The organism is Ollibium composti (assembly GCF_004801285.1).
GTDB classification, from domain to species: domain Bacteria; phylum Pseudomonadota; class Alphaproteobacteria; order Rhizobiales; family Rhizobiaceae; genus Mesorhizobium; species Mesorhizobium composti.
The window spans coordinates 161,318-182,735 of record NZ_SSNY01000011.1; the positions used below are offsets into that span (position 1 = coordinate 161,318).

Consider the following 21,418-nt stretch of genomic DNA (forward strand, 5'->3'; position numbering starts at 1 on the left):
ATTTTTACTCAGACCTTGAATGTATTGGGCTGAAAAACACCTCCTTCCACGAGGCGATTCCGCATTTGGATTAATCCGGCTTCTCCTCAATTGAGGTTGAGCATTGTTCCAGAGATTGCGAGTGAACCACGTGAAGGGAGGCGCGTCCCGATCTGGTCGAATCTACGCTAAATTCAGAAGATTACGCGCCAAGAGTGGTTTTAGGAGAGGATTGGGGAATCTTCTCTCCATCGTAACGGCGAAAAAGGTTTCGGATATGCCCGGCAACCTGTCCGCCTCGACCAGAACACCAGATTCCAGTTCGTCCTTCACGACGATCGGTGGCAGCACGGCAAGCCCGATATCTTCGCGCGCCAATAGCCGCATCATCGCCATATCTTCTACCTCTGCCACGATTTGCGGACGGATGCCCAGACGATCTACAAGCGCATCAAAGCCGATCTTCACGCTGCTATCCGTCGTCGGCAGGATGATCGGATTTGAGCTTAGTCTCTCGGCTAAGTCGTCTTTCCTAATTTTGCCAAGTCGAGCTCTTGTTCCTATCAAGCTCACAGGCTGTTCAGCAAGGCGATGAGCGACAAAGCGTGTTAATTGATCGCGTTCCGGTGTCTGGTTAACAAGCACAACATCAAGGCTTAGCGCTTCAAGCGATTGAAAAAGCTCGCTGCTGCTGCCCGATCGCAAAACAAGTTCAATATCGTTACGTCCAAGTAAAGGTTTCAAAAACGCCATTTGAAAATTGCGAGAAAGCGTAGCCAGCGCACCAACCCTGAGAACGCGCCGTATCTCGCCTGTGTTGCGCAAGGTACCGATCAATTCTTCGCCCGCAGCGAAAATCGCATCGGCATGGTCCAGCGCGATCCGTCCAGCTTCTGTCAGATGAAGCTGTCGACCGCGCCGCTCGAACAAAGCATGGCCTAATCGCGCTTCGAGTTTGCGAATTTGCACCGACAATGCGGATTGCGTCAGGTTCAATCGCTTCGCCGCGCGTGTGAGATTCCCGTCATGTGCGACTGCCCAAAAGTACCGCAGATGGTTGTAATTGAACGTGCTCATGACGTTCGATTATAGCGAACGATATCCCTCAAACAATGCATTTTATTCGCCGCATTGCGGCTGATACCCCATTCGTGATGACAACCTGCATTGGGGATTTCCTTGCCATATTATCTGCTTCCGCTCATTGCGCCGCTGACTCTTGTCGTTTCCACGATCGTCTCCTTCTCTTCGCCAGGACACCGCTCTCGACTAGCCCTCGGCCTCCCCGAGATTGCTGCGCTTCTGGCGTTAGCGTCCGCATTTGGCTCGCTCGGTATTCTTATCCTTCGCGGTCCAGGCGAAAACCCGCTCATCGGGATGGCCGGGATCGGCTTGTCAATGCGCCTTGACGCCGTCAGCGCCTCAATGCTGCTGCTCGTCGCGTTCGTCGGCTGGATCGTTGTGCGCTATGCACGGACCTATCTCGATGGTGAAGCGCGCGCGAGCGCGTTCGCAGGCTGAGTGTGCGCCACTCTTGCCGCCGTGCTGGTGCTCGTTCAGGCGGGCAATCTTGCCCAGCTTGTGTCGGGTTGGATCGCGACTAGTCTCTGCCTGCACAGGTCGTTGCTCTTCTATCCAGATCGGGTGGCCGCGCGGCGCGCCGCGCGCAAGATGCTCATTTTTACCCGGCTAGGGGCGGTGAGCCTGACGGCGGCGCAGTCTTCCGAAGCAGAAACCATCGCCGTCGTGCTTGAGACCCTGCGCGCCGAAACCTCCGAACGTCGCGGCCGTCTCGGCGACAATCGCTCGCTCGAGCAGCAGAAACGGGAGGGCTATTTTTGAGCAATGACGGTCATTCGCAAGCCACGGCTGGGTGTCCGCTGTCCGGTCCTTATGCCGGCCTGCGCGCCGTGCTGGCCACCATGCATGGCAAAGAGGCGGCAATCGTGCCGGCTTTCCAGGAGCAACTAGAACTTACTGTTGAGATCCCGTCTGCGATTGACACCGACACGCTAGGCACCTTCACAGGCGAGATCGCGCGAGCCGGCACCATTCGAGAGGCGGCCATCGCCAAGGCGCGGCTTGGGATGGCGGCGACGGGTCTGTCGATCGGCATCGCCAGCGAAGGCAGCTACGGTCCGCATCCGCATGTGCCGTTCATCCCCGGCGGGGTCGAGTTGATGGTTCTCCTGGACGACGAGCGCGGCATCGTCGTCAGCGAGCATCTGATCGATGATGCTCCGGTCTACGAGCATGCCATCGCGGCCGAGATCGGCGATCTCGGGGCATTTCTCGACCATATCCGGTTTCCCGATCACGCCGTGATCGTACGGCCTAATGAACCCGACGATCGCGGCGCTCTCATTCACAAAGGGCTGCGCACAGCTGAAGCGCTTGAAAGCGCACTCGCAACTTCGGCCCCGCGATCACGCGACAGGCGCGCGCTCGTTCAGACAGATATGCGCGCCCACATGAATCCGACGCGTATGGCGAGCATTGCCCGCCTGGCACGTGCGCTTTGCGATCGGCTGGCGACCCTCTGTCCGGCCTGCAGCGCCCCGGGTTACGGGCAAATCGACGTGGAGACGGGGCTTCCCTGTGCTTGGTGCGGCGCCCCGAGCATCATGGTTCGTCAACAGATCTTCGGTTGCGCCGCTTGCGAGTTTCACGAGGGGCGTCCCCGCTCCGACGGGCGCACCCATGCCGATCCTGGCCATTGCCCCGAGTGTAACCCGTGATCGGCGCGACCGACCAAGAGCCGATCGCAAACCGGCTGTTGGAGCCGTGGAAGATGCTTGCCCGCGCGGGGAGTAAATTCGATATTTTGGTATGACGACAGCTTGAAGGAAACTGATGCTCGAATTGCTTGGGTTCTGGCGCATCCGAGCATGAGCTTGTGGCTTAAATCCACATCGGCCTTCGAGCAATCTCCAACCATGTGCCGCTATAGTGGCTTGACGGGACCTTTGCGATATTTGGCTCGGCTGCGAGCGCTACAGTTACGAGCATGCCGAAGATCGAAATGATGAACATCCCCAAACGCATTTTCATTGTAGCCTCTGGTTCTATGGCTCTTGATATATGCAATACGTTCCGTATCTGCCTTTTGGATTGTTCAGCGCTAGGCCAATTTGGCGAGAGTGAATTTCGTTCGTCGGGGACGCGCTGATCTCTCGGTCAGTGTGGCCTGCTGCCGGTACGCGGACCCCCGCTATAAACCGATCTGAAGGTCAGCGGTTTTATGTTTCGGAATTCTCAATGCGGAAAGGCAATCAGCGAACTTCATTCTCCACCTGCAGGGGTCCAATTGACCTCCCGGCAGATCAGTCCTCCGAGAATACATCCGCGCGTCGTTAAACCTTTCGCGCTAGGGATGACGGTGATGCGATACGTCTTCTTTCGCTTCGAATCGTATGCGGTGCCCTTTAATTGACTATCGGATGTCCGTTCGAGCGACATGATGAGGCGGTCGCCGACTTCCTCGCCCTTGCTCGTGTCCTTGATCCACAGATTGGTGGCGCAGAGCTTCGAGCCACACGGAGCTATCCTGACGCGGGCATTGCCGTCGTCACGCAACCACACCCCATCAGGACTACGCTCCTGGGCGACCAGTGCGGTACAGCCAACAATCGAAAACACGCAGAATAATGCGGCACGCAATATCACGGCATAAGCTCCCGAAGATTCGCACCTCTGTCCAAGTGAATACGCAGGCGTTCGCTGCTCGGATCACATGCCGTCATGCGGGCTCCTGGTCGCGGGCAGAGATTGCCGTAACGAACGGAGTCAAGTGGTCCAATTATGCCGTGACTGCGTAGAAATTGGCACTTTAGAGCAGAGAAAGGTCAGGACTTGAAAACTTATGGCATTGCCTATGTCGCAACCGGTCTGGTTTTTCTCGCGATCGACGCGATTTGGCTGACCGTCGCTGCACAACGGCTCTACCGTCCCTTGATGGGTGACATGTTGGTCGACGGTTTCAGGCTGGCGCCAGCGGTGCTCTTTTATCTCGTCTATATTGCCGGCATCGTCGTTTTCGCCATCTTACCAGCCTTGGCCAGCGACCGCTGGACGACAGCCACATCGTTCGGCGCGTTCCTTGGCCTGTTCGCTTATGCCACTTACGACCTGACCAACCAGGCGACACTCAAGAATTGGCCGGTCATGGTGACTGTCGCTGATCTCTGCTGGGGAACGTTCCTGACCGCGGTTGCGGCGACGGCCGGATTCTTAATCACGCGCGCCTTCACGTCCGCGTCTTGAACCGGCTCATCAGACCTGAGGCGATAAGCCCGACGAAGACTGTGAGCGTCCCAGCGCTCATGGCGTTCAGCCGGAAAAATGCCTGATACTCGGAAACAGTAAAACTGTGCGCCGGAGCACCATACTTCCCGCTCAGACCCAGATTAATAAGCAAAGCTGTGCCAATCAAAAGGAAGGCGATCATCCGCTCCGAAGGTCGGAAAAACGTCGCGGCAATCAGAGCGCATGGGATCAGGAAAATCTCGACGCCCGACGCGGGACCAAATACTTTCGCGCTCAAAATCGTGTTGGCCATGCCGGCCACGGGTAGGAGCGCTCGGCCAATCTTGGAATATCGCCGAGCCACGGCCGGCACGGCCAGGAAAAACGGCGTCGAGATGAACGTGAAGAACGTCGGCCAGATCTGGTCGCTGACGGCCCAATAGACATAGAGCGGATAAAACGGCTGATTGGATGCGACCACCAGGGCAATCAGGTTGCAGGCCGCGACCATGGGATCGTCATGGGCTGCGTAAGCCGCAATTCGATCCCAAATGTGATGAGCAGATATCATACACACTCACTCCGCATCAGACCGGGCGCAAGAGGTAGTGACTTACGCCCCATTCGGCGCCGCCGGCGTGCCCGAACAGCCCAGCCGTCGCCAGATAGAAGAGACGCCAGCGCTGGCACCAAAGCGCAGCGTCGGTGCCGTAAACCTCATCCAAGATGCGATCGATCCGCTCGCTGTTTTCATCGAAGCGCGCCAGCCAGTCCACCGCAGTCTTCTGGTAATGGAGCCCACTCCAACGCCAGTCCTGTTCAACCGTAAAGCAGTCTGGAAAATGTCTGAGCAAGCCGTGGCTCGGCATGATGCCGCCGGTGAAAAAATGCTGGGCGATCCAGTCTGCCTCGTTCTTGTGATCGAACCGATAGGGACTGTGCTTGTGGCTAAAGACGTGGATGAACAGGCGCCCGGTTTCCGGCCGGAGCCATTCCCTGATCCGTTCGAGCAGACCTCTCCAGTTCGACATATGCTCGAACATCTCGACCGAGACGATCCTGTCGTATGTCCCTTCCGCCATGAAGCTGTTCATGTCTGCGGTGATGACGCGGACATTGGCGAGACCGCGTTCGGCCGCCCGTGCTTCGATATAGATGCGCTGAGGTATGGAGTTCGAGACAGCGGTGATGGTCGAATGTGGGAACCGCTCCGCCATGAAAAGCGTCAGCGAGCCCCAACCACAGCCGAGTTCCAGGATCGATTGCCGGTCGGTAAGATCGGCATGAGCGATCGTTTCTTCAAGCGCCAAACGCTCGGCATCGGCCAAAGTCTCTTCACCCGTCGGATAAAGGCAGCAGGAATACTTGCTGTGCGGCCCGAGCGTGAGGGCGAAGAACTCGGGTGGCAACTCGTAGTGTTGTTCGTTGGCGGCGTCGGCATGTTCGGCGATCGGATGTTCGGCCATGGCCCGCGCGAACTCTTCTTCCTCCTGGCTGGAGGCTGCGGCAAGTTTCCGTCTCGTGCGCCCGACCAGGAACTCGATGCCCATCCGCGTCAATGGGTCGGGAAGCGGAGCGCGTTCGGCGGCGCGGATCGCCGAGGAAATCAGGCTCATCGAATGCCTCCATTGTTACGCGCATTGGCCCAGTGTTGCGGGCCGGGCCAGAATGCGTTGACGCGCTGCTGATAGTCGCGAAATGCCTTGCCCCGCGAGCGCAGCATGTGAGCTTCGAGCGGCGGAATGCCGGAGGCGTGGACGAGCAGCCAGTACATCAGCAATGGTCCGGCGAGGGCCAGCCACCCCCAAGGATAGGCGCCCTTAAGGTCGATTGCGATAATGGCGTAGGCGAGCCAGCCCAACCATTCGAAGAAATAATTCGGGTGGCGTGAAATCCCCCAGAGCCCGACGTCGCAAACCTTGCCTTTGTTGGCTGGATTGGACCGAAATGCGGAAAGCTGACGGTCGGCGATCGTCTCGCCGGCGACCGCAACGATCAGCACGGCGAAACCGGTCCAGTCGGCGATGCCGAGGCCCGGCGCGGGATTATGAGCTGCGAGCATGATCGACAGGGCAAGCGCCAAGGCCGCTAACGCTTGGATCTGAAGAAACCAGAACAGGCGACGCTTGAACGAACCACCCCACTCCTCGCGCAGTTGCTTATAGCGTGGATCGTCGCCGCCACGGGCGGTGCGTATCGAGATGTGGAGGCCAAGCCGCAGGGACCAGAACAACGCCAGGATCGCCACAAACACCTGCCGCATCGAGATTTGCGACTCGGCGAGTGGTATCACGGCCGCTGCCGCGCCGAACGCGCCGGTGGCGAAAGACCAGATCGCGTCGATCCAGCCCGACCGGCCAGTACGAAGCGCAATAAGCCAAGCGCCGATCATCGTCGCGGAGAGGCAAACCGCGAGTGCAACAATGACGATCGGCGCGGTCATGCGCTCCTGCCCTGCGCCATCGGAAAAACGTGAAGCGCTTGTTGATCGGTATGTTTGAGCGCAAAACCCACGACATCGTTGAGAACCGGCGCCAGGAAGCGCAACGGACGCGCAAACGCGCCGATCAGCGTGCGGTGGTTTACACGGTCGTAGAGCTTCGTTTCAGCCTCGCCGCCGACGCATCTTATGCGTTCGGTGAGCCGGATCGAGTTGCCGGGCTCGACGGTCCGATCATTCTTTCCTGTCGCCAAAAACGCCGGCGGAGCAAACGCATCCACGAAGTTGATCGGCTGTGTGCCGGCGAGGCGGTTTTCTGGTCCGAATATTTCTTTCAACGTCGAGCTATGAAGCGGGAGAAAGTCATAGGGACCTGCAAGGCCGATCATGGCGCGAAGGTCGACGCTTGCATCAAGACCAAGCCTAAGAAGCCATTTGCGATCGAAGGCCAGCATGGCGGCGATATGGGCGCCGGCGGAATGGCCCATGGCGATGACGGGTCGCGGATCGCCCCCAAACTCCGCAATGTGATCAACCGTCCAGCGCATCGCCTCAGCCGCATCTTCGAGGAAGCCGGGGAAGCGAACTTCCGGAAAAACACGGTAGTCGGGAATCACGGTGGTGAAGCCGCGCTCGGCCAGGGCCTGTCCAACGAAGAGGTAGTCGCTTCGATCGCCATCCTCCCAGCCGCCGCCATAGAAAAAGACGATGACTGGCGACGGTCCGTCCTTGGCGGCCGGATAGATGTCAAGGACATGGCGCGGGTGGCGTCCGTAACGGACAACGCTATAGGATCGCGTCGCACCGATCCTTGAAATCACGTTCAACAAATCGACCGAAGACGGAAATGCTTTCATGTACCGGCCACCTCTCGCGCCGCTGTGCTGAACGCACTGCCCTCAGCCATCGATCAGAAACCCACGATCGGACGCAGAAGGCGACCGAGCAATCCGTGAAGTCGCGTATCGCCTTCGAGCGCCGCAAGACACACGCAGTCCGATTCCTGCCCGACCACAGGTCGATGATCCACATCGTCGCCGGCCTCGTCGAGGTCCCCTGGAAAATATCGGCCACGCTCGTCGGCCAGCGATCCAGACAGAATTTGCATGAATTCGAGGCCGGTATGGCCATGAGCCGGCAGATGAAGCCCTGCCCTTCCTTTCAGCAGCATGACTTTTTCGTCAGGGCTACCGGGAATCTTAACCTTGCTCCATTTGAAGCCCGGCCCCAGCCATTTCCACGGTCCTACCTCGCAGTCCTGCATCGCCCGTGGGAGCTCGATTCCCAATTCCGGGTGCTTGTTCACGGACCGCTCTTTGGTCTGCAATTGTTGGACAACCTGAAGACGCTCCATGGTGCGTCCGAACAAATCCGCTGCCAGCGGAACGGGTGGCATCTCATCCAGGATCGCGCCGCCAACGGCCTCAAAGTGCGCCATACGGTTGCGGCAGACCGCACATCCTTCGAGATGGACGGAAACGACAAGCGCAGGACCTGAGCCCAATGCGCCGGCCGCCATACGCATCAGCGTTTCATCGCTGGGGTGATGGTTGATCGTCATATATCGCTATCCAAAAGGGTTCGAAGCCGATTCAATGCGAGCCGCACACGGGATTTTACGGTGCCGAGAGGAATGCCAAGCTCTCGTGCGATCTCCGCATGCGGCTTCTCGGCAAAGAACGAGAGCCGCACGATGGTTAACTGATCGATCGGCAGGCTTTCCAACGCCTTGCGCACCCCTTCCTCCCGTTGGGCAACGATGGCGATATCTTCACCCGAAGGGGGCATATCGGGTTCATCAGTCGGATCCAGAAGATTATCGGCTGTTCGAGAGCTCGTGCGGCGCAGACGGTCGATCCTTTGATTGCGGGCAATCGTAAACACCCAAGTCGACGCGCCGGCTTTACCGGGATCGAAATAGGACGCTTTTCGCCATACCGCTATCATGACCTCCTGGGCCACTTCCTCCGCAGCGGCATCTTCAAGGCCCGATCGCATGAGGAAGCTTTTGACGCGAGGAGCGAAATACCCGAAAAGTCGCGCGAAGGCATTCCGGTCCTGCGTCCGCGCAACCGCGTCAATCAGACCGATCAGTTCCTCGGGAGACGGCAGCACTGCTTTTTGCCTCGCCTCGTTCAAAACAACCAGCCTCGCTGCCGGACGGAGCTGCCGTGCATTCCCGGTTCCAATATATAAGCTCGCTGCATCCATTTGCCCTTCATACGCCTGCGCCCTGCGATTGGATCACGCTTCAAGTGATCTACCGCGCCCCGGCTTCCGTAAATACTGGCAGTTTGGCGCGCGGAGGGAAGTCCTTTGACCGGAAAGATTGCAGCAACCGACGGACGTAACGGGTGGGAACCTGGCTTGGCGGCTCATCAAGGTCTCGCCGTCGCTGTCGTCGGCAGTGGCATTTCCGGGCTGTCTGCCGCATGGTTGCTCTCGAAAAGGCATCGCGTCTCACTTTTCGAAGCTGATAACCGGCTCGGAGGGCACAGCCATACAGTCGACGCCGCAGGCTTGGCAGTCGATACCGGTTTTATCGTTTTCAATGAAAAAACCTATCCGAACCTGACTGCTCTGTTCGATCACATCGGCGTCGCCACCAAGCGTTCCGATATGTCGTTTGCCGTTTCACTGGACGACGGCCGGCTCGAATACTCCGGCACCGGTTTGCTGGGCCTTTTCGCGCAGGGCCAGAACGCCATCAGCCCGCGATTCTGGATGATGCTGCGCGATCTGGTTCGTTTCTACCGCGAAGCGCCGCGGTCTGTTGCGGCGTTAGGAATGATAACCCTCGACGAATATCTCGATGCGGCCGGATACGGCGACAGCTTCCGCAATGACCATCTCTATCCAATGGCGGCCGCGATATGGTCGACTCCGGCAGCAAAAATCGGGGCCTATCCCGCGGCCTCGTTCATCCGATTTTGCCAGACGCACGGTCTTCTGAAGCTTGTTGGCCGACCGGTCTGGCGAACCGTCGCCGGGGGCAGTCGGTCCTATGTGCAGGTACTCTCCAAAACCATACCCGAAGTCGTCTCAAACTATCCCGTAAACGCGATTGTTCGCGCAAAAGATGGCGTCGAGATCGTTGGACGCGATGGCCACCGTCGCCGTTTCGATCACGTTGTCATCGCAGCACACGCGGACCAGACTCTGAAAATGCTGGCCGATGCGAGTAGCGAAGAGCGACGTCTGCTTGGCGCGTTCGACTATATCGTCAACGACGCGGTCCTTCACACCGATACGCGCCTGATGCCGAAGCGGCGCCGTGTATGGTCGAGCTGGAACTACATGACGAGAGATGACAATGATGGCCGCAAGCTCGCTGTGACCTACTGGATGAACCGTCTGCAGGGGATCGAGAGCAAGCGGCCGCTGTTCGTAACGCTCAACCCTCACCGCGAGATCGAACTCGAGGCGGTCCTCAAGCGAATGAGTTATAGCCATCCTCGTTTCGATACCCGGGCGTTGCAGGCGCAAAAGGAGCTTTGGTCGCTGCAAGGGCGCCGCAACACCTGGTTCTGCGGCGCCTATTTCGGCGCAGGGTTCCACGAGGATGGGCTGCAAGCCGGCCTCGCTGTCGCCGAGGCGATCGGCGGCGTGCGGCGGCCGTGGACGATTCCTGACGAATCCGGCCGCATCCATATTTATCGCAGCGTGTCCGATCTGCCGGAGACGGAGGCGGCCTGATGCCGGAACTTCGATCGGGGCTGTATGCTGGTTCCGTGATGCATCACAGGCTGCGGCCAAGGCAGCATCGCCTGCGCTACAGTATTTTCTACCTGCTGCTCGATCTCGACGAAATAGACGTGCTGGAGAACAGACTTCGCCTTTTCTCGCACAACCGGTTCAACCTTTTCAGCTTCCATGATCGCGACCACGGCGAGGGGACACAATCGCCACGCGATAGGATCATCCGTCATCTGGATGAAGCCGGCATCGAAACGGGTGGGCCGATCCGGCTGCTCACCATGCCGCGCATCCTCGGATACGCCTTCAATCCGCTCAGCCTCTATTTCTGTCACAGGCGCGACGGCTCATTGTCCGCGATCTTCTACGAGGTAAACAACACGTTCGGTCAGCGCCATAACTACCTCATTCCCGTGGCTCCCGGCACAACTGGGCCGGTGCGGCAAGAAAGCCAAAAATCCTTTTACGTCTCGCCCTTCATGACCACCGACATGATCTATTCCTTCTCCATCATGCCTCCGGGACAGGATCTGTCGGTTTCGGTTACCGGCCGTGATGACGAAGGACCGCTGATTATCGCCAAGCTGACCGCTGTCAGGCAGGATTTGTCAGACGCCTCTCTAGCCCGCGCGTTCTTCGTATATCCGCTGATGACGTTCAAAGTCATCGCGGGCATCTATTGGGAAGCACTGCTGATCTGGCTGAAGGGAATCCGTCTCTATCCGCGGCCTTCCCCACCGGATCGGCCCGTCACCATCGGGCGCGGAGCAAACCCTGAAAGCGGTCGAGATAAGAGCAGCGTTCATGACGTTTGACATCAAGACGAGAACCTTGAGCGGCTTTAAAAGGCCCAGGGAAAGCCTCATCGCGCATTTGCTTGGCCGAATGATCGCGCCCATCGATTGCGGCCACATCATCGTGGTACTGCCATCCGGTGATCGTGTCGAGCATTCAGGTGCGCAGTCCGGACCGTCCGCCACGCTCGTCGTCCATCGCTGGCGAGCAATCCGGCGGCTCCTCAGCCACGGAGATCTGGGCTTTGCAGAAGCCTACATCGACGATGATTGGTCAAGCCCCGATCTCGCCGCACTATTGGAGCTGGCGGCACGAAACATCGCTGTGCTCGATCGCAGCATTTCCGGGTTCTGGCCCGCCCGCATGTATAATCGCATACGTCATTTGCTGCGCGCTAACAGCAAAACTGGAAGCCGTAGAAACATTTCCTTCCACTATGATCTCGGCAACGCATTTTACGAGCGCTGGCTCGACCCGACGATGACCTATTCATCGGCGCTTTATGCACATCCAAACCTGACGCTTGAAGAGGCCCAGGAAGCCAAGCTGTCACAAATCGAAGAACTCCTGGATCTTCAGGGTGGCGAGAATGTCCTGGAAATCGGCTGCGGCTGGGGGGCCCTGGCCATGAGGTTGGCTCGCGCAGGTGCTCACGTTACCGGCATTACCCTATCGACCCAGCAACTGGCTTTCGCTCGAAAGCGCCTGGAGCAGCAAAAGCTGGTCGACAGCGCCGCTTTGGAATTGACGGACTATCGCGACGTCGAGGGTTCCTACGACAGGATCGTATCGATCGAAATGCTGGAGGCGGTCGGCGAAGCCTACTGGCCGGCTTACTTTGAAACTCTGCATGATCGCCTGAACGTCGGCGGCATAGTCGTTCTGCAGGTGATCACGATCGACGAGGCGCGCTTCGAGGCTTACCGTGGCTCTCCCGATTTTATTCAGCGTCACATCTTCCCAGGCGGGATGCTTCCGACCAAAGCAATCCTTGCAGAACAAGGCGCGCAGGCCGGGCTCAAGCTGGTTTCGACGCAAATGTTCGGCGAGAGCTATGCGGCCACACTTTCCGAGTGGCGCAAACGCTTCCTGGCGTCCTGGCCCGACATCGCCGCAATGGGGTTCCCGGATCGCTTTCGCAGGCTCTGGAACTATTACCTCTGCTACTGCGAGGCTGGATTCAGAGCCGCAACCATCGATGTTGGCTTTTTTGTTTTCGCCAAAAGCTGACGGTTCGGATGGAAAAATCATAACTTCCTGAGGGAGCTCACGGTCTGCTCCCACGCCGGCGCAAAAGGACTTCAACGGATCGCCAGACCAAGCGTGCAACAACAGACTTTCCGTCAGGCATTTGTGCGCCTGTCGCTTTTGCGCGACGCGTTGCTGACGTCGAGAAGAGCAACGATAGCGAGGCTCGATGCCCATGGTCGGCACACCGTAACTCAAATCTGCGTGAATGGGAAATCCATAGCGCAGGCTCCCTCGTACAAAGTTCTGTCAGATGACAACGAAACACGGAGGACTTCATGACCATGAAATTGTTGAAAGCCGCTATGTTTTCTATGGCGCTTGCGGTGTCAGGAACCGCCTATGCGGCCAATCCGACGGTGGGCGGCGCGCCGATGTACGCCAGCAAGAACATCGTCGAGAACGCGGTCAACTCGAAGGATCACACGACGCTGGTGGCGGCTATCAAAGCAGCAGACCTAGTGAAGACGCTCGAAGGACCAGGGCCATTCACCGTGTTCGCACCGACCAACGAAGCCTTCGCAAAACTTCCCAAGGGGACTGTCGACACGCTTCTCAAGCCGGAAAACAAGGACAAGCTGGCAAAGATCCTTACTGCGCATGTCGTCGCCGGAAAGGTTACTGCCGAGGATCTTATTCGCGACATCAAGAAAAATGGCGGCAAGTACAACATGACGACAGTGAGCGGAGATTCGCTGACAGCCGAACTGAAAGGCAAACATGTCTACATCATCGATGAATCTGGTGGCGCCGCTGAAGTGACCATCCCGGATGTGATGCAATCAAATGGCGTGATCCACGTCGTCAACGCCGTTCTCCTGCCGAAATAAGCGACGTGAGCCGTGGGCGGTGCCCCTATGATTGGGCACCGCCCATTTTAGGCTAAATATCGGCGTGTCGGTGTGTAAACTCGCATCTTGCGGCGTATGAAATTAGAACGTTAGTTTTGATTTGTAATACAGAAATCAGAAAAACAACGCTCGATCAGATCTCGGTGCAATGAAACCTACAGATCACACACCTAATATCGTTCTTGTACTCGGCAGCGCGCCTGATGCTCTGGAAGTTCGTGAGTGGGATCGTTCTACAATAGCATCGATAGTAGCCATAAACAATGCGTGGGCGATCCGCGACGATTGGGATTATTTGATATATCCGGACGATTTCCCAAGTGAGCGGTTACCCGCCACACAGTCAACATCTGCCTTGAAGATCACGTCAGACAAATTTGTTCCTGCGCAGAACGAGTTTGGCGGTTTTGTTTATGCAGGCGGAACCATGGCATTTACTTCTGCGTATTGGGCGCTTCATGCTTTGAAGCCAGACGTTCTCGCCTTTCTTGGCTGCGACATGATTTACTCCGGGGTTGGACGCACGCATTTCTACGGCAATGGAACGGCTGATCCACTTCGGCAAGACATCACGCTGCGTTCTCTTGAAGCGAAATCAAGCCGCCTTTTCGTGAAAGCCCTGCGAGAAGGAACACTCTGCGTCAACCTTTCCAGCCGCCCACAGAGCAGGTTGACTTTTCCGCGTACGACATTGGCAACTCTTTCGCGTCTGACTACGCGCCGCGTCAGTGCGTTGAAGCAGATATTTTCAGGGCGGGTCGTTCGGGAGGCCGAAGCCGCGGCAAAGTTGCTCGAGGCCAATTTGGGCTACTTCGTCGAAGACGGCCGGTACTGGAAAAAGATCACTGAATTCAGTGAATCCTGTATCGACCGGATCGACGCGTCATGGACCGACGCGATCGTTCGTATTCCAAAATCGTGCAGTTCCCGAGATATCTGCCAATGTAGAAACGCCTAAAACAAGACTGACGAATCGCAAGAGTTCGCATTTGGTGAAATAACGTCCGGCGCGAGAAAGAGATATCAAATGGCGACGACGGTTATCTACGGCGGTTCAGGGGGCATCGGTACGGCTATTCTCGGCCGAGTCACCGGACGGGGTGGCAGTGCCCATCTCGTCGGGCGCGATACCGGCCGGCTTAAGAAACTTGCGGTGGAAACCGGAGCAACCTTTACGGCTGTTGACGTGCTCGCTCCGGGCAGTTTCGAGCGTGTCGCTTCGGAAATTCACGGTCCCATCGATGGTCTCGTCTACGCGATAGGATCGATCAAACTGAAACCGATTGGCGGACTGAACGAAGATGACTTCGTTCATGACTTCCGGCTCAACGCCGTCGGCGCGGCGCTCGCGATTAAGGCGCATCTTCCCAGCCTTAAACGGAGCCCAGCGGCTTCGGTGGTCCTGATCTCCTCGGTCGCAGCCTCGCAGGGCTTTGCTGCTCATGCGTCGATCTCTATGGCAAAGGCGGCCGTGGAAGGGCTGACGTTCGCGATGGCGGCCGAACTCGCGCCGACAATTCGAGTCAATTGTGTAGCGCCCTCTTTGACCAAAACGCCGCTTTCGAAATCGCTGACCAATTCTTCTCAAATGGTCGAGGCCATCGCCCAATTGCACCCGATGCGCCGTTTGGGTGAGCCCGACGATATTGCCGCAATTTCCGATTTCCTTCTGACATCGGAAGCCGGCTGGATAACCGGGCAAGTGATTGGAGTGGACGGTGGACGTTCTCGTCTGCGGACCAAAGGTTAAGTTGGCCAACATGCGATGGGACGGAAATACGTTGCCCGCGACCGCTATAATAGATGACCTCAGCAGGAAGCCACCAGTCGCTACAATTGGTAGCGCCTGGAAACTTTTTACAGACGCGGTCATGGGTGGGGTTTCCCAAGGAGTGATGGCCCGCAAGGAAGTTGCAGGCCGGTCCGCCATCCGTGTGCTCGGCGACGTCAACCTGGAAAACAACGGAGGATTTGTTCAGGCCTCCCTCGATCTCTCGCCGACAGCCCATGTTGTGGATGCAAGTGGCTGGGACGGGATTGCGATAGACGTGTATGGCAACAGCGAGGTCTACAACGTTCACCTTAGAACAGATTATCTACAAAGACCCTGGCAGTCGTATCGCCAGGATTTTACGGCATACCCAGATTGGCGGACAGTGGTTCTGCGGTTTAGCGCTTTTGCTCCCTACCGCACCGATATTCCACTTGATACACATCGGTTGAAGCGTGTCGGGTTAGTTGCAATAGGCCGGGCATTTCGTTGTGATCTGGCGATCGGTGGTCTGAGATACATTCGCGACGATGCTCATGGCTGCAATCACCGAGAAAATATCAATAGACCTGAAGCCGTTTTGAGATCGCATGCCATCTGATTTTATCATGCGACCGGCCGACAAATAACAGCATAGTAAACAAGCGCGCCACCAATGCGACCTGTAAGTAATAACGGCTGCGAAACCGAAAGGCAAAATCAATGTGTTCATGTAGCCGCTTGACCGACCTGGAAATGCCGTCGTTAAAGTCTCTCAATCTGCTCAAGCGCGGCGCGCATATCGCCGCTGGCGAGGCGACGGGCATAGTGAGTGATCGCCCGCGATGAAAGTGGCAAAGGCCAAAACGATCGTCCTCATCCTCGGCGATCAACTCAGCCATCAAATCTCTTCGTTGAAGGGTTTCGACCCTCGGGAAGACCTGGTGCTCATGGTCGAGGTCGCCGACGAAACGACATACGTTCGACATCACAAACAGAAGATCGCCTTCATCTTGTCCGCCATGCGGCATTTTGCAGACGAATTGTGTGAACTCGGCTTCAGGGTCGAATATGTCCGCCTAGACGACAAGGCGAACACTGGCTCTTTCACGGGTGAATTGATGCGGGCGGTTGCCCGCCACAAACCAGATCGCGTGGTAGTTACCGAGCCCGGCGAATGGCGCGTGAGAAAAATGATGGACTGTTGGCCCGAACAGCTCGAATTGCCTGTCGATGTTCGAGAAGATGATCGCTTTTTTTGCTCTGTGGGTCAGTTTCAAGCATGGGCGAATGGCCGCAAGACGTATCGCATGGAGTATTTCTATCGGGAAATGCGTCGTCGAACCGGCATATTGATGGAGGGTGACAACCCTTGTGGCGGTCAATGGAATTTTGATGCCGACAACCGCAAAAAGTTGCCCGACACGTTCAAAGTTCCGGAACGCTTCGGCTCAGAGCCGGACGCCATCACTCAAGAAATTCTGTCTATGGTTGCGGTGCGTTTCGCGGATCATTTTGGCGATCTCGAAGACTTCACATGGGCGGTCACCCGAAAACATGCCCTCGCGACGCTAGATATTTTTATCGCTGAGGCGCTTCCCTTCTTTGGCGACTACCAGGACGCAATGGCGGTTCACGAGCCATTCCTCTTTCATGCATTGCTTTCGCCCTACTTGAACATCGGCTTGTTGAACCCGGGCGAAGTCTGTGAAGCGGCCGAGAACGCCTTTCGCCGCGGTGATGCGCCGATCAATTCAGTCGAAGGGTTTATCCGGCAAATTCTCGGCTGGCGCGAATATGTTCGCGGAATCTATTGGCTAAAGATGCCACATTATGCCGAAACCAACGCTCTTGGCGCAGTCCGATCACTGCCCTGGTTCTACTGGTCAGGCGAAACAGATATGAACTGTCTCGCCACAGCGATCGCCGATACCCGGCGAAACGCCTACGCCCATCACATCCAGCGTCTGATGATCACCGGCAACTTTGCCCTGCTTATAGGGGTTCGTCCGGCCGAGCTTGAGGAATGGTACCTGGCTGTCTACGCGGACGCTTTCGACTGGGTCGAATTGCCCAACACACATGGGATGGTTCTTTTTGCCGATGGCGGGTTACTGGCATCAAAACCCTACGCTGCGTCCGGCGCTTATATCGACCGGATGTCCGATTATTGTGGGACCTGCGCATATAATCCAAAGATTAAGCGCGGTCCTGGTGCATGCCCGTTCAATTTTCTGTATTGGAATTTTTTGATCGAAAACCGCTCTTATCTGGAACGAAACCCGAGAATGGGCATGCCGTATCGAACGCTTGATCGGATGCCAAAGGATCGCGTGAAGGTCATCACACAGGATGCGCATGCGTTCATCGAAGGCTTATGACGAAAAGGCCCTTTGGTTGATCTGGCAGCGTGGTGCACGACGATTGTCGTCATGGCTTGAAACGCTTTACGCCCAACCTGCCAATTCCTTTCGGACCATGTGCTCTATGACTTTCATGCCGTCCGTTCCGTCATTGAGGCACGGCACGTGGGTGAACCGCTCACCGCCGCTGTGAAGAAACGTTTCCTTCGCCTCCACGGCAATCTCTTCGAGCGTTTCCAGGCAGTCGGAAACAAAGCCCGGATTGATCACCGCAATCTTTTTTGTTCCTTCTCGTGCCAGTTTCTCGACGGTTTTGTCGGTGTATGGCTGCAGCCATTCTTCCGGACCGAACCTCGATTGAAATGTCACCATTATCCGCTCTTTGCTCCAGCCGAGACGTTCCCTGAGCAGTCTCGTCGTTTTTTGACACTGGCAGTGATAGGGATCACCCTTCGTAAAATAAGACATCGGGATGCCGTGGTAGGACGTCAGCAAGATCTCCGGCTCCCAATCCAAAGTAGCGAGATGGGTTTCGATCGAATGAACGAGAGCGTCGATATAGACGAGATCGTCATGATATCGCGGCACTGTACGGATTGCTGGTTGCCATCTAAGGTCCATCAGCGCTCTGAAACTTTCGTCATTCACCGTCGCCGTCGTCGCGGCCGCATATTGAGGATAAAGTGGGTAGAGAAGTATCCTTTCGCAGCCGGATTTCTGAAGCTCTTCGATCTTGCTCCGTATAGACGGTTGGCCGTAGCGCATCGCCCATTCAACCTGCACCGACGGAAGATCCGAGAGTCTGTTGGTAAGTTGCAAAGCCTGGCTATGCGTAAAAGTCCTCAGGTAGCTTTCGTCCTTTTCCTTGTTCCAAATCGTCTCGTAGGCTTTCCCGACTTTTCTCGGTCTCGTATTCAGCACAATGCCGTAGAGTATGGGATACCAGAGCCAACGAGACCATTCGATGACACGACGATCCGTAAGGAATTCTGCGAGATATCGGCGTATCGAAGCGGGATCGGTAGCATCTGGCGTGCCCAAATTTATCAGTAGCACACCGATTTTTCCGAATTTCACCGTCGGATGGTTGGAGGGTAAGTTCTCAGTCAAGGTTCGATGATCCATTGCGTAAAAGAGTTAGTGTCGGGACGGGCACAAGCCAGACCCACGAAAAGTTTACTTACTACTCTAAATAATTCTCTTCGCCTTCAGGCGCTTCAATTCTTCGAGTACCATCGAAAGCATAGTGTCCAGCTCAAAGAGAAGCTCACGGTTCGGGTGGTTCAGAATGGCATTGCGGATTTTTTCGATTTCCTTCTGGATGCCCCCCAATTTGGCCTCCTGCATGCTTATCTACGTTTACGGGTGAGAGAGCGATGCGGATCACTGCCACGAGGGATTAGCCGACCTAGACGGTCTCCGCGCCGTGACCTATTGCGGCAATGAGAAAGTGTGGGGCGACGAAGATGGCGCGTAGGAAAAGTTGATCATGGCGGATCTGCCCATACCGGTCATGGCGGGGCGCCAAGTTTACGACAACACGCCGACAACCGTTTTTGTGCTCGCCCACAACGCCAAAAGGGAATTGCTCGTAATCCGTCGTGCAAAGCAGCCTGGCTACGGGTTGCTCGGATTGCCAGGTGGCTATCAGATGCGTGGCGAGACCTGGCAGGAAGCAGGCGCACGCGAATTGCGCGAGGAGACTGGCTGTTGTCTCCAGCCATCTTTTCTAGAGTTTGTGTCGATAAGAACAGACGAATATCAAAACAACTTGATCATCGCCCGTTCACAACGTTCCGTCTGCGTTGAATCCGATAGAGACAGTGAAGCTTTAGAAGTATTTTTTTCGACCGATATAGGGAGCAGAAATGACTGGGCTCATGGCGATCTCTACAAAGCGGCCGTCACCTTTCTTTCGGAAAGAAGCGAATGCAGCTGACATCGGGTTCGTCCGGGTCGTCTTGAGCCTGTCTGACTTCAACCGCGCGGCCAATAAACATGCTGTCACGCGGATGAGCGGCTTGGCGGTTGTAGTCAACCCAGACCTTTAAAAGCGTCGAGCGCGCGTCGACGGGCCAGGTCGTGTTCAACGATTCTTCCGGCGTAAGCTTCAACCTTGCTCCCGAGCTGCCACGGCCGATGGATGACGGATGGAGAAACATCAGTAAGTTCCGGCAGCCATCGTTTGACATAACGGCCTTCGGGATCGAATTTCTCGCCTTGAAGAACCGGGTTGAAAACGCGGAAATAAGGCGCTGCATCCGCTCCGGAGCCGGCAACCCACTGCCAGCTCGCGGCGTTATTGGCCGGGTCTGCGTCGACAAGTGTGTCCCAGAACCATGCCTCGCCTTGCCGCCAATCGATCAGCAGGTGCTTGACCAGGAACGAGGCGACCACCATGCGCACCCGGTTGTGCATCCAACCTGTCGCCCAAAGTTCGCGCATGCCGGCATCGACAAGCGGATACCCGGTTTTGCCTTGCTGCCACGCTCGAAGCGCCTTGGCATCTGTCCGCCAGGGCATGCTGTCGAACCTGGTTTGCAGGTTCTCGCTCCCCATCTCGGGATTGTAGTAAAGAAGATGATACGAAAACTCACGCCACCCCAGTTCGGACTGGAATTTTTCGAGATTTCGCTGCAGCGCTGGATTGGTGGCGTGGGCGGCTGCCTCTGCGGCGTGCCATAGCTGCCGGGGCGAGATGTTGCCAAAGCGCAGATAGGGCGAGAGCCGGGATGTCGCCGAACGGTCAGGAAAATCCCTCAGATCGGCATACTCGTTCAGATGCTCTTCCAAAAAAAGTTCGAGCTGAGCCTGCGCGCCGGCTTCTCCGCGCCGCCAGTTCGAGCGCAGTCCGCCGGCCCAATCAGGAGATGAGGGCTCGAGTGCCAGATCGGCAAGTTGAACAGCCGTTGTTGACGTCTGCCCGCACGGACCATTGAACAGGTTTAGCCGCGAGGGGACGCCAAGCGGTTGGCCAGGCTCGCCGGCCTCATGTGCGGCGCGCCAGAATGCCGAGAAAACACGGAACGGGGTGCCGGACTTGGTCTTGATCGACCATGGCTCGTAAAGCAGGTGGCCATTGAAGCTTCTCGCTTCGATCCGCTGTGTTTTGAGGGCGGTTTTCACGGCCTCGTCGACGCGGCGCTCGGCTGCTCCATAGCGGCGGTTCCAGTAGACCGCCGCCGCATTGCTATCAGCCGCAAGCTGTGGGATGAGCGTTGATGCAGCCCCTCGGTGAACGTAAAGACGACCACCAAAGCCACGCAGGGCATCGTTCATTTCCTGCAAGGCGCCATGGAGCCACCATCGGGCCGCGCCACCGAGCGGGCGCAACCCCTTGGATTCCTCGTCATGCACGAAGATACAGATGATCTTGCGGCCAGAATCCGCCGCGGCGTTCAGCGCCGGGTTGTCGGACAATCGAAGGTCGTCACGGAACCATATGATAATAGGGCGTTCGGAGTCGTGGAAAGGCATTTTGGCGGCCATTGTCTGCTGCCACTAGACGTTCAGGCGCCAGATTTCAAAGTTCAGCAACGACGCAAATGCGACCCACACTGCGAGCGGCACCAAACATAGAGCGGCGACAAGATCGAGCCTGCGAAACCGGTCTATCGTCGCGACGATAATCAGAAGCTGAGGCATGATGTTGAGCAATCCAGCGAGCGGATTGTTCAACCCGAAGAACAGCCATGACCATAGCGCGTTCAACCCCAACTGCAGGAAGAAGAGCATCAGCCCGATCCGGCGCTCTGCAAGTCTGTTAGTAACTTTCAGGATGCGCCAGACAGCATAAGCCATCAGTATGTAAAGGGTCGTCCAGACAGGAGCAAAAATCCAGTTTGGCGGATTGAATGGCGGCTTAACGAGCGTTGCATACCATGAGGCGACATTAGGATATGTCGCCCACTGCCCAAGGAGAGAGGCGGCGATAATGGGAACGATGGCAATGATGGCTCTCGCCCACGAGGGCAGCAAGGCTTTCTGACGATCATTCATTGGCGGGCCATAGGTCAGGTGTTAATCAGACGAAGCGATGGTTTCAAACCGG

Annotated in this window: 25 protein-coding genes; 13 read left to right on the plus strand and 12 right to left on the minus strand. The window is 56.8% G+C overall.

Annotation, left to right across the window (positions count from 1 at the left end; translation table 11 throughout):
- Positions 1 to 162: 162 nt before the first annotated feature.
- On the minus strand, positions 163 to 1,056 hold the full coding sequence (locus E6C48_RS18145; RefSeq protein ID WP_136359579.1) for a LysR family transcriptional regulator: 894 nt from the start codon (positions 1,054 to 1,056) through the stop codon (positions 163 to 165).
- Between the two features lie 102 nt (positions 1,057 to 1,158).
- Here E6C48_RS18145 and E6C48_RS22880 point away from each other — a divergent pair, with 102 nt between their 5' ends.
- The 3 genes from E6C48_RS22880 to E6C48_RS18155 are packed head-to-tail and all read left to right on the plus strand — an operon-like array spanning position 1,159 to position 2,717.
- A complete protein-coding gene (locus E6C48_RS22880) occupies positions 1,159 to 1,500 on the plus strand; it encodes a hypothetical protein (protein ID WP_230978842.1) in 342 nt (113 codons plus the stop codon).
- Complete coding sequence (locus E6C48_RS22885) at positions 1,501 to 1,821, plus strand: hypothetical protein (RefSeq protein ID WP_230978843.1); 321 nt, start codon at positions 1,501 to 1,503, stop codon at positions 1,819 to 1,821.
- The gene (locus E6C48_RS18155) at positions 1,818 to 2,717 is read left to right on the plus strand and encodes a DUF6671 family protein (protein WP_136359580.1); all 900 of its coding nucleotides are present in this window, start codon (positions 1,818 to 1,820) and stop codon (positions 2,715 to 2,717) included. The genes E6C48_RS22885 and E6C48_RS18155 overlap by 4 nt, the downstream gene beginning before the upstream one ends.
- A 544-nt stretch (positions 2,718 to 3,261) precedes the next feature.
- Here the strand turns inward: E6C48_RS18155 and E6C48_RS18160 are convergent.
- Positions 3,262 to 3,645: a DUF2147 domain-containing protein gene (locus tag E6C48_RS18160; RefSeq protein WP_136359581.1), complete on the minus strand. Its 384-nt coding sequence runs from the start codon at positions 3,643 to 3,645 to the stop codon at positions 3,262 to 3,264.
- 186 nt (positions 3,646 to 3,831) lie between these two features.
- On the opposite strand from E6C48_RS18160, the gene E6C48_RS18165 reads away from it, so the two are divergent.
- Positions 3,832 to 4,242, plus strand: a complete 411-nt coding sequence (locus tag E6C48_RS18165) for a DUF2177 family protein (protein WP_136359582.1) — start codon at positions 3,832 to 3,834, stop codon at positions 4,240 to 4,242.
- On the opposite strand, the gene E6C48_RS18170 is transcribed toward E6C48_RS18165, so the two are convergent.
- From E6C48_RS18170 to E6C48_RS18195, 6 genes are all read right to left on the minus strand, one after another.
- On the minus strand, positions 4,226 to 4,735 hold the full coding sequence (locus E6C48_RS18170; RefSeq protein ID WP_230978844.1) for a hypothetical protein: 510 nt from the start codon (positions 4,733 to 4,735) through the stop codon (positions 4,226 to 4,228). The two genes, E6C48_RS18165 and E6C48_RS18170, sit on opposite strands and share 17 nt — an antisense overlap.
- A 76-nt stretch (positions 4,736 to 4,811) precedes the next feature.
- A complete protein-coding gene (locus E6C48_RS18175) occupies positions 4,812 to 5,840 on the minus strand; it encodes an SAM-dependent methyltransferase (RefSeq protein WP_136359584.1) in 1,029 nt (342 codons plus the stop codon).
- Complete coding sequence (locus E6C48_RS18180; RefSeq protein WP_136359585.1) at positions 5,837 to 6,667, minus strand: DUF1295 domain-containing protein; 831 nt, start codon at positions 6,665 to 6,667, stop codon at positions 5,837 to 5,839. Before E6C48_RS18180 ends, E6C48_RS18175 begins: the two co-directional genes overlap by 4 nt.
- Entirely contained in the window at positions 6,664 to 7,521 is an 858-nt protein-coding gene (locus E6C48_RS18185) for an alpha/beta hydrolase (protein ID WP_136359586.1), read from the minus strand. Before E6C48_RS18185 ends, E6C48_RS18180 begins: the two co-directional genes overlap by 4 nt.
- 53 nt (positions 7,522 to 7,574) lie before the next feature.
- On the minus strand, positions 7,575 to 8,225 hold the full coding sequence (locus E6C48_RS18190; protein WP_136359587.1) for a ChrR family anti-sigma-E factor: 651 nt from the start codon (positions 8,223 to 8,225) through the stop codon (positions 7,575 to 7,577).
- Positions 8,222 to 8,803 (minus strand): sigma-70 family RNA polymerase sigma factor, encoded by a 582-nt coding sequence (locus E6C48_RS18195; protein WP_206086529.1) that lies wholly within the window; start codon positions 8,801 to 8,803, stop codon positions 8,222 to 8,224. Before E6C48_RS18195 ends, E6C48_RS18190 begins: the two co-directional genes overlap by 4 nt.
- Before the next feature lie 228 nt (positions 8,804 to 9,031).
- Here E6C48_RS18195 and E6C48_RS18200 point away from each other — a divergent pair, with 228 nt between their 5' ends.
- From E6C48_RS18200 to E6C48_RS18235, 8 genes are all read left to right on the plus strand, one after another.
- Entirely contained in the window at positions 9,032 to 10,360 is a 1,329-nt protein-coding gene (locus E6C48_RS18200) for an NAD(P)/FAD-dependent oxidoreductase (RefSeq protein WP_407941019.1), read from the plus strand.
- Positions 10,360 to 11,175 carry a DUF1365 domain-containing protein gene (locus tag E6C48_RS18205; RefSeq protein ID WP_136359590.1) on the plus strand — a complete coding sequence of 272 codons (816 nt, stop codon included), beginning with the start codon at positions 10,360 to 10,362 and terminating at the stop codon, positions 11,173 to 11,175. The genes E6C48_RS18200 and E6C48_RS18205 overlap by 1 nt, the downstream gene beginning before the upstream one ends.
- Positions 11,165 to 12,385, plus strand: coding sequence for an SAM-dependent methyltransferase (locus tag E6C48_RS18210; protein WP_136359591.1), 1,221 nt, complete (start codon positions 11,165 to 11,167; stop codon positions 12,383 to 12,385). Before E6C48_RS18205 ends, E6C48_RS18210 begins: the two co-directional genes overlap by 11 nt.
- A 296-nt stretch (positions 12,386 to 12,681) precedes the next feature.
- The gene (locus E6C48_RS18215; RefSeq protein ID WP_230978845.1) at positions 12,682 to 13,233 is read left to right on the plus strand and encodes a fasciclin domain-containing protein; all 552 of its coding nucleotides are present in this window, start codon (positions 12,682 to 12,684) and stop codon (positions 13,231 to 13,233) included.
- 169 nt (positions 13,234 to 13,402) lie between these two features.
- Positions 13,403 to 14,212 (plus strand): hypothetical protein, encoded by an 810-nt coding sequence (locus E6C48_RS18220; protein WP_136359592.1) that lies wholly within the window; start codon positions 13,403 to 13,405, stop codon positions 14,210 to 14,212.
- 69 nt (positions 14,213 to 14,281) lie between these two features.
- Positions 14,282 to 15,004, plus strand: a complete 723-nt coding sequence (locus E6C48_RS18225) for an SDR family NAD(P)-dependent oxidoreductase (protein WP_136359593.1) — start codon at positions 14,282 to 14,284, stop codon at positions 15,002 to 15,004.
- Positions 15,005 to 15,014: 10 nt separating this feature from the next.
- Positions 15,015 to 15,626 (plus strand): CIA30 family protein, encoded by a 612-nt coding sequence (locus tag E6C48_RS18230; protein ID WP_136359623.1) that lies wholly within the window; start codon positions 15,015 to 15,017, stop codon positions 15,624 to 15,626.
- A 223-nt stretch (positions 15,627 to 15,849) separates the two neighbouring features.
- Positions 15,850 to 17,385, plus strand: coding sequence for a cryptochrome/photolyase family protein (locus E6C48_RS18235; RefSeq protein ID WP_136359594.1), 1,536 nt, complete (start codon positions 15,850 to 15,852; stop codon positions 17,383 to 17,385).
- A gap of 66 nt (positions 17,386 to 17,451) precedes the next feature.
- On the opposite strand, the gene hemH is transcribed toward E6C48_RS18235, so the two are convergent.
- Both hemH and E6C48_RS22615 read right to left on the minus strand, forming a co-directional pair.
- Entirely contained in the window at positions 17,452 to 18,492 is a 1,041-nt protein-coding gene (gene hemH, locus E6C48_RS18240; RefSeq protein ID WP_136359595.1) for a ferrochelatase, read from the minus strand.
- A gap of 63 nt (positions 18,493 to 18,555) precedes the next feature.
- On the minus strand, positions 18,556 to 18,714 hold the full coding sequence (locus E6C48_RS22615) for a hypothetical protein (RefSeq protein ID WP_168734577.1): 159 nt from the start codon (positions 18,712 to 18,714) through the stop codon (positions 18,556 to 18,558).
- A 142-nt stretch (positions 18,715 to 18,856) separates the two neighbouring features.
- Between E6C48_RS22615 and E6C48_RS18245 the strand changes: the two genes are divergently transcribed.
- A complete protein-coding gene (locus E6C48_RS18245) occupies positions 18,857 to 19,306 on the plus strand; it encodes an NUDIX domain-containing protein (RefSeq protein WP_136359596.1) in 450 nt (149 codons plus the stop codon).
- Positions 19,307 to 19,401: 95 nt separating this feature from the next.
- Here E6C48_RS18245 and E6C48_RS18250 read toward each other — a convergent pair whose 3' ends face one another.
- Together E6C48_RS18250 and E6C48_RS18255 are read right to left on the minus strand one after the other, a co-directional pair.
- Positions 19,402 to 20,856 carry a cryptochrome/photolyase family protein gene (locus E6C48_RS18250; RefSeq protein WP_230978847.1) on the minus strand — a complete coding sequence of 485 codons (1,455 nt, stop codon included), beginning with the start codon at positions 20,854 to 20,856 and terminating at the stop codon, positions 19,402 to 19,404.
- A 12-nt stretch (positions 20,857 to 20,868) separates the two neighbouring features.
- Positions 20,869 to 21,366 carry a TspO/MBR family protein gene (locus E6C48_RS18255; protein ID WP_136359597.1) on the minus strand — a complete coding sequence of 166 codons (498 nt, stop codon included), beginning with the start codon at positions 21,364 to 21,366 and terminating at the stop codon, positions 20,869 to 20,871.
- Between the last annotated feature and the right edge of the window lie 52 nt (positions 21,367 to 21,418).

Excerpts from the sequence above, each read along its gene's own strand:
- E6C48_RS18145 (WP_136359579.1), bottom strand. The coding sequence starts at position 1,056 with ATGAGCACGTTCAATTACAACCATCTGCGGTACTTTTGGGCAGTCGCA.
- E6C48_RS18170 (WP_230978844.1), bottom strand. The coding sequence starts at position 4,735 with ATGGTCGCGGCCTGCAACCTGATTGCCCTGGTGGTCGCATCCAATCAG.
- E6C48_RS18175 (WP_136359584.1), bottom strand. The coding sequence starts at position 5,840 with ATGAGCCTGATTTCCTCGGCGATCCGCGCCGCCGAACGCGCTCCGCTT.
- E6C48_RS18180 (WP_136359585.1), bottom strand. The coding sequence starts at position 6,667 with ATGACCGCGCCGATCGTCATTGTTGCACTCGCGGTTTGCCTCTCCGCG.
- E6C48_RS18185 (WP_136359586.1), bottom strand. The coding sequence starts at position 7,521 with ATGAAAGCATTTCCGTCTTCGGTCGATTTGTTGAACGTGATTTCAAGG.
- E6C48_RS18190 (WP_136359587.1), bottom strand. The coding sequence starts at position 8,225 with ATGACGATCAACCATCACCCCAGCGATGAAACGCTGATGCGTATGGCG.
- E6C48_RS18205 (WP_136359590.1), top strand. The coding sequence starts at position 10,360 with ATGCCGGAACTTCGATCGGGGCTGTATGCTGGTTCCGTGATGCATCAC.
- E6C48_RS18210 (WP_136359591.1), top strand. The coding sequence starts at position 11,165 with ATGACGTTTGACATCAAGACGAGAACCTTGAGCGGCTTTAAAAGGCCC.
- E6C48_RS18215 (WP_230978845.1), top strand. The coding sequence starts at position 12,682 with ATGACCATGAAATTGTTGAAAGCCGCTATGTTTTCTATGGCGCTTGCG.
- E6C48_RS18220 (WP_136359592.1), top strand. The coding sequence starts at position 13,403 with ATGAAACCTACAGATCACACACCTAATATCGTTCTTGTACTCGGCAGC.
- E6C48_RS18225 (WP_136359593.1), top strand. The coding sequence starts at position 14,282 with ATGGCGACGACGGTTATCTACGGCGGTTCAGGGGGCATCGGTACGGCT.
- E6C48_RS18230 (WP_136359623.1), top strand. The coding sequence starts at position 15,015 with ATGCGATGGGACGGAAATACGTTGCCCGCGACCGCTATAATAGATGAC.
- E6C48_RS18235 (WP_136359594.1), top strand. The coding sequence starts at position 15,850 with ATGAAAGTGGCAAAGGCCAAAACGATCGTCCTCATCCTCGGCGATCAA.
- hemH (WP_136359595.1), bottom strand. The coding sequence starts at position 18,492 with ATGGATCATCGAACCTTGACTGAGAACTTACCCTCCAACCATCCGACG.
- E6C48_RS22615 (WP_168734577.1), bottom strand. The coding sequence starts at position 18,714 with ATGCAGGAGGCCAAATTGGGGGGCATCCAGAAGGAAATCGAAAAAATC.
- E6C48_RS18245 (WP_136359596.1), top strand. The coding sequence starts at position 18,857 with ATGGCGGATCTGCCCATACCGGTCATGGCGGGGCGCCAAGTTTACGAC.
- E6C48_RS18250 (WP_230978847.1), bottom strand. The coding sequence starts at position 20,856 with ATGGCCGCCAAAATGCCTTTCCACGACTCCGAACGCCCTATTATCATA.
- E6C48_RS18255 (WP_136359597.1), bottom strand. The coding sequence starts at position 21,366 with ATGAATGATCGTCAGAAAGCCTTGCTGCCCTCGTGGGCGAGAGCCATC.